This window comes from Phenylobacterium sp. (genome assembly GCF_031181185.1).
Lineage (GTDB): Bacteria > Pseudomonadota > Alphaproteobacteria > Caulobacterales > Caulobacteraceae > Phenylobacterium.
Map to the genome: position 1 here is coordinate 1 of NZ_JAPSKZ010000211.1, position 5,650 is coordinate 5,650.

Annotated in this window: 6 protein-coding genes; 3 read left to right on the forward strand and 3 right to left on the reverse strand. The window is 70.8% G+C overall.

Features of this window, described 5'->3' with window-relative positions:
* Positions 1-76: 76 nt before the first annotated feature.
* Positions 77-1,171: a hypothetical protein gene (locus RIF93_RS18125; RefSeq protein ID WP_309092854.1), complete on the forward strand. Its 1,095-nt coding sequence runs from the start codon at positions 77-79 to the stop codon at positions 1,169-1,171.
* Here the strand turns inward: RIF93_RS18125 and recF are convergent.
* Positions 1,126-2,262: a DNA replication/repair protein RecF gene (gene recF / locus RIF93_RS18130; protein ID WP_309092855.1), complete on the reverse strand. Its 1,137-nt coding sequence runs from the start codon at positions 2,260-2,262 to the stop codon at positions 1,126-1,128. The genes RIF93_RS18125 and recF overlap by 46 nt on opposite strands.
* A gap of 9 nt (positions 2,263-2,271) precedes the next feature.
* The gene (locus RIF93_RS18135) at positions 2,272-3,207 is read right to left on the reverse strand and encodes a DUF808 domain-containing protein (RefSeq protein ID WP_309092856.1); all 936 of its coding nucleotides are present in this window, start codon (positions 3,205-3,207) and stop codon (positions 2,272-2,274) included.
* Between the two features lie 135 nt (positions 3,208-3,342).
* On the opposite strand from RIF93_RS18135, the gene RIF93_RS18140 reads away from it, so the two are divergent.
* Positions 3,343-4,140 (forward strand): isocitrate lyase/phosphoenolpyruvate mutase family protein, encoded by a 798-nt coding sequence (locus RIF93_RS18140; RefSeq protein ID WP_309092857.1) that lies wholly within the window; start codon positions 3,343-3,345, stop codon positions 4,138-4,140.
* Here RIF93_RS18140 and RIF93_RS18145 read toward each other — a convergent pair.
* A complete protein-coding gene (locus tag RIF93_RS18145) occupies positions 4,137-5,192 on the reverse strand; it encodes a GTP-binding protein (RefSeq protein WP_309092858.1) in 1,056 nt (351 codons plus the stop codon). The genes RIF93_RS18140 and RIF93_RS18145 overlap by 4 nt on opposite strands.
* A gap of 72 nt (positions 5,193-5,264) precedes the next feature.
* Between RIF93_RS18145 and RIF93_RS18150 the strand changes: the two genes are divergently transcribed.
* Positions 5,265-5,650 (forward strand): cation diffusion facilitator family transporter (locus RIF93_RS18150; RefSeq protein WP_309092859.1); only part of this gene is annotated, 386 nt, incomplete at its 3' end.

The window sequence follows — 5,650 nt, forward strand, 5'->3', positions numbered from 1 at the left end:
ATAATTTTCTCCCTTTAAATGCTCATGGAGCATTACAACGGCATATCCATTTTCCGTTTTAATCGGCTTGGTCCACTTGCCGGGCTTAAGCGCCCGCCGGGCCGCCGAGGCCCTGCGGACGGCGGGCTCGGGACGACTGCCGGAGGTGCGGCGCCTATATGGCGAGCTGTTCGCGTCACTCTACAGCGAGGCGGAATTGCAGGCGCTGGTGGCGCTGGCCGAGACGCCGGCGGGAGCGGTGATCGTCCCCGACGCGCACGTCGCGGCGATGATCGACATGTTGCCGCGCAACGCTTGGCCGGCGACCCAGAAGGCTGGCCGGGCGGCCTTCTGTCGGACCGGCCGCTGCCTGTCCGACGCTCAGGTGATTAAGCTGCTAACTCCCGAGGACGGCGTCGGCGTGCCCTCGCCGGTGTGGTCCGAGACGCCTAGCGAGGCGCAGATTGCGCGCGTCATGCCGCCGATCGGCGCCGCGCTCGGCCTGACCGGCTATGTACGCATGACATGCCGCGCCACCGGCGAAGGCCTCCTCGACGCGTGCAAGGTGGCCGCCGAAGCGCCGGCGGGTCTCGGCTACGGCGTAGCCGCATTGCAGCTGGTGGACGCCTACCGCCTGGCCGGCGCTCAGGTCGCCCAGGGGGCTGCAGGCGAAACCGTGGCCGTCATCCAGGCTTTCCCGGCGCCCGAGCTGGACGAAGGCGTCTTCACGCCCCCGCCGCCCCGGTCAGACGTGACTCTGGCGATGGCGCGCGAACTGGTCAGCGCCGGCGACACGGAGGCGGATGACGTGCGCAGCATCGACGCCCAAATTGCCGAGCTTCAGCCGCAGTCCGGATCCGACCCCGAGGCCTGGGCTGCGGCGCGCTCGGCCCTGCGTGAGGGGATGCTGCTCGCGGCGGCCGCCGCGCGCGACGAACTCGCCCGCATCTACGCCGCGAGCTTCAGCGAGGTCCAACTTAGGGAAGCCGCCATCTACGCCCGCGGTCCAGTGAGTCGCGGCATCCAGGCGCGACTGCCCGAGTTCACGGCGGCCATGGCGGCGCTCGCCAGGTACTACACCGACGCGATCTCCGAGGACGCGGGGAAAATCTTCTGCCGTGCGCACGACTGCACGCCGCCCCCGCCTCAGCCCGCCGCCGCGAACCCCGAGCCCTCGACGCGGAACCCCTGAGCGCGGCCGGCCAGCGCCTCGAACAGGTGGTCGTCGGTGCCGGTCAGGAACGCCTGCAGGCCCAGCGCCTCGATTTCGTCGAACAGGGCGGCGCGGCGCCGGGCGTCCAGGTGGGCGGCCACCTCGTCCAGCAGCAGGATGGGGGTCGGCGCGGCGTCCGAGCGGGCCAGCCGTGCGGCCTGGGCCAGCACCAGGTTGAGGATCAGGGCCTTCTGCTCGCCGGTGGAGCACTCGGCGGCGGGCCGGTCCTTCTCGGCGTGGACCACGGCGAGGTCCCCCCGGTGCGGTCCGGTCAGCGCCCGGCCGGCGGCCGCGTCGCGGTCCCGCGCCGCGGCCAGCGCGCGCGCCAGCCGGGCCTCGATCTCGGCGAAGTCGGCGCCCGAGCCGGCCAGCTGCTCCCATTCGCCGGTCAGCGACAGCCGCGCCTGCGGGAACGGCCGCTCGCCACGGGTCTCGATCTCGGCCTGCAGGGCCGCCAGGGTGCGGGCGCGGGCCTCGGCCATCAGCGTCCCGGCTTCGGCGAGGCGGGACTCCAGGGCGTCCAGCCACGCCGGGTCGGGCGGCCCGTCGGTGAGCAGCCGCATCCGCTCGCGCTGCGCCTTCTCATAGGCCTGGACGTGGGCCGCGTGGCTGGGCTCGGCGGCGAAGACCAGCCGGTCGACGAAGCGGCGCCGGTCACCCGCGCCCTCCAGGAACAGCCGGTCCTGCGCCGGGGTCAGCCAGACCTGGCGGACGTGCTCGGCCAGCCGCCCCGGCGGCGCGGCCTCGCCTTCGACGCGCACGACGCGGCGCGCGGCGCCCGCCTGCTCCACGCCCGTCCCCAGCCGGGTCTCCTCGCCGCCCGCCGCGAGCGTCGCCGACACCGCCCAGGCGCGCCCCGCCTTCTCGCCCGGCAGCCTGCGGCCGACCTCGGCGATGCTGGCGCCGCGCAGGCCGCGGCCGGGGATCAGGAAGCTGACCGCCTCCAACAGGTTGGTCTTGCCCGCCCCGTTCGGACCGGCCAGCCAGACCGGCCGGCCGTCCAGCGCGAGCTCGGCCGTCGCATACGAACGGAAGTCGGTCAGGGTCAGGCGGGTGAGGGCCGTGCGCACCCTGCGGTCTTAGCGGTGGCGCCGGTGCTTCACCAGATGGACGACCGCCACGATCAGACCGCCGACGATCAGGCCGACGATCGCGGAAAGGATCGCGAAGGCGAGCCAGGCCGCGACGCCGCCCACGCCCGGCAGACGGTGCGCCCATTCGGTGAGCGCGTGCGCCACGTGAGGGATGACCGGGGCGTGGTAGTGCTCAAGCCCGTGCACGATGATCCCGCCGCCGACCCACAGCATGGCCGCGGTGCCGATGGTGGCCAGCCAGGCGAGGATGACGGGCATTCCCTTCACGAGGCCCGCGCCTAGCCGCTGCGACGCGGCGCGTGGGCTCTTGGCCAGGTGCAGGCCGATGTCGTCCATCTTCACGATCAGGGCGACCACGCCGTAGACGCCCGCCGTGACGGAAATGGCCACGAGCGCCAGCGCCGCGGCCTGCAGGGCCAGAGACAGGTCCGACACCTCGGCCAGCGCGATGGCCATGATTTCCGCCGACAGGATCATGTCGGTGCGGATGGCGCCGGCGACCTTCTGCTTCTCGAGCTCGGTCGAGGACAGCGCCAGCTCGTCCAGCTCGACCGCGTTGTCGTGCGGACGCACCGCCTCGATGATCTTCTCGGTCGCCTCGAAAGCGAGGTAGGCCCCGCCGATCATCAGCAGCGGCGTCACCGCCCAGGGCGCGAACGCGCTGAGCAGCAGCGCGCCGGGCAGCAGGAACACGAACTTGTTCTTCAGCGACCCCAGCGCGATCTTCCAGACGATCGGCAGCTCGCGGTCGGGCGTGAAGCCCATGGCGTAGCCGGGCGTCACCGCGGTGTCGTCCACGACCACGCCGGCCGCCTTGACGCCCGCCTTGCCGGCGGCGGCGGAAACGTCGTCGAGGGAGGCGGCCGCGACCTTGGCGATCGCCGCCACGTCGTCGAGCAGGGCCACGAGGCCTGAGGCCATCTAGAAGTCTCCGCGGTTCGAGTTGGGATGGGCGTCGTGGCCTAACGCGCCGATTGCGTCCGATTTCCGCGAGCGCGGTGTCACAAGCGTACCCATATGTGCGTCGTACAAGCTCTACCGTGACGAGGAAACCAGATGAGCCAGAGCGCAAAGGCCGAGACCTTCCGCAATCTCCACAGGGGCGCCGAGATCCTCGTGCTGCCGAACGCCTGGGACGCCGCCAGCGCCGCCGTCATGGCTGACGCGGGCGCGAAGGCGGTGGCCACCTCGTCCGCGGCGGTCGCTTGGGCTCACGGCTATCCCGACGGCGACGTCCTGCCGATCGAGACCGTTGTGGCGACGGTGGCCGAGGTGGTGCGCGTCGTCGACCTGCCCGTCACCGCCGACATCGAGGGCGGCTACACCGATGACCTGGGCCGGCTGGTCGAGAACGTCACCCGCGTCGTCGAGGCGGGCGCGGTCGGGATCAATCTCGAGGACGGCAAGCGCGCGCCTGAGCTGCACGCCGCCAAGATCGAAGCCGTAAAGAAGGCCCTGGGCGACCGCGTGTTCGTCAACGCCCGCACCGACGTCTACCTCGCCGGCCTCGCCGAAGGGCACGCCGCCTATCTGGAGACCGTCGCCCGGGCCGAGCGCTATCGCGCCGCCGGCGCCGACGGCGTCTTCGTGCCGGGCCCGTCCGATCCGGACCTGATCGGCCGCCTGGCGGGCGAGATCCGCCTGCCGCTGAACGTCATGGGCTGGACCGGCGTGCCCGACGCCGCGCGCCTGCAGGCGCTGGGCGTGCGGCGGCTGTCATCGGCGACGAACCCGTTCCGCGTCGCCTACGCCGCGCTCGCCCGGTCGATGGAGGCGTTCCTGCGCGACGGCGACCCCACCGCGCTCGCCGAGGCCGCCAACGGCGCCCCGGCGCTGCAGAAGCGGTTCAGTTAGGCGGCGATGCAGCTCTCGAAGCCGGCGCGCAGCCCGGCTTCGTCGAGCTTGCGGCCGATGAACACCAGGCGCGAGTAGCGCTTGTCGTTCTCGCGCCATTCGCCCTGGAAGTCGCCTTCCAGGATCATGTGGACGGCCTGGAACACCAGGCGGCGGTTCTCGCCCTTGATGTCCAGGATGCCCTTGGCGCGCAGGATGTCCACGCCTTGGGTCTGCAGCACGTTGTTCAGCCACGCCGTGACCTTGTTGGCGTCGATCGGCTTGTCCGACGTCAGCGAGATCGAGCTGATGCCGCTCTCGGCGACGTGGTCGTGGATGTGCCCATGCCCGTGGTCATGATCATGATGGTGGTGATCGTGGTCGTGATCGCAGTGCTCGTCGTGCACGTGGCCGGGCTCGCCGTGGGCCGGGTTCAGGAAGTCCGGCTGAAGCTCGGTGATGCGGCCCAGGTCGAAGGCGTGACGGCCCAGGATGGCATCGAGCGGCACGTTCGACCGTTGCGCCCGGCGGATCGGCGCCAGCGGATTGAGGGTGCGGATCGCCCGTTCCACCTCGGCCAGCTCGGCCTCGTCGACCAGGTCGGTCTTGTTCAGGATGATCTGGTCGGCGAACGCGATCTGTTCGGCCGCCTCCTTGGAATCCTTCAGCCGCAACGGCAGGTGCTTGGCGTCGACCACGGTGGTCACGCTGTCCAGTTCGGTGCGGGCGCGCACGTCGTCGTCCACGAAGAAGGTCTGGGCGACCGGCGCGGGATCGGCCAGGCCCGTCGTCTCGACGATGATGGCGTCGAACTTGCCCTTGCGCTTCATCAGGCCCGAGAGCACCCGGATCAGGTCGCCGCGCACCGTGCAGCAGACGCAGCCGTTGTTCATCTCGAAGACCTCTTCGTCGGCGCCGACGATCAGGTCGTTGTCGATGCCCACCTCGCCGAACTCGTTGACGATGACGGCGTACTTCTTCCCATGGTCCTCGGAGAGGATGCGGTTCAGAAGGGTGGTCTTGCCGGCGCCGAGATAGCCGGTCAGGACGGTGACGGGGGTCTTTTCGCTCATGGGCGACCATGTAGGGCTACGCCGCCGACTTATGAAGTGGCGTTCTCAAGCTGAGGCGTTATAAAGTAACACATGACGACGGCCGAGCGCCCTGAGCAGCTGGACTCCTTCCGCCAGGACCGCACCTATCTGGGCGCGGACCATCGACGGAACGAGCGCCGCACCTGGCTGGTGACGGTGATCTGTGCAGTCACTCTGGCCGCCCTGCTGGGCGGCGGCGTCGCCACGGGCTCGCTCGCCCTGATGGCGGCCGGACTGCACATGGCCGCCCACGTGGTGGCCCTCTTGGTGGCGGCCGGGGCCTATGCGCTGGCTCGGCGCCACGCCGGCAATCCCGCCTTCAGCTTCGGCACCGGCAAGCTGGGCTACCTGGCCGGGTTCGCGAACGGCGTGGTCCTGGCGGTGACCGCGGTGGTGATCGCCGGCGAAAGCGTCGAGCGCATGCTGAACCCGCATGT

Bases quoted from the DNA above. Each gene is read 5' to 3' on its own strand.
- RIF93_RS18135 (WP_309092856.1), bottom strand. From the start codon at position 3,207: ATGGCCTCAGGCCTCGTGGCCCTGCTCGACGACGTGGCGGCGATCGCC.
- RIF93_RS18145 (WP_309092858.1), bottom strand. From the start codon at position 5,192: ATGAGCGAAAAGACCCCCGTCACCGTCCTGACCGGCTATCTCGGCGCC.
- RIF93_RS18140 (WP_309092857.1), top strand. From the start codon at position 3,343: ATGAGCCAGAGCGCAAAGGCCGAGACCTTCCGCAATCTCCACAGGGGC.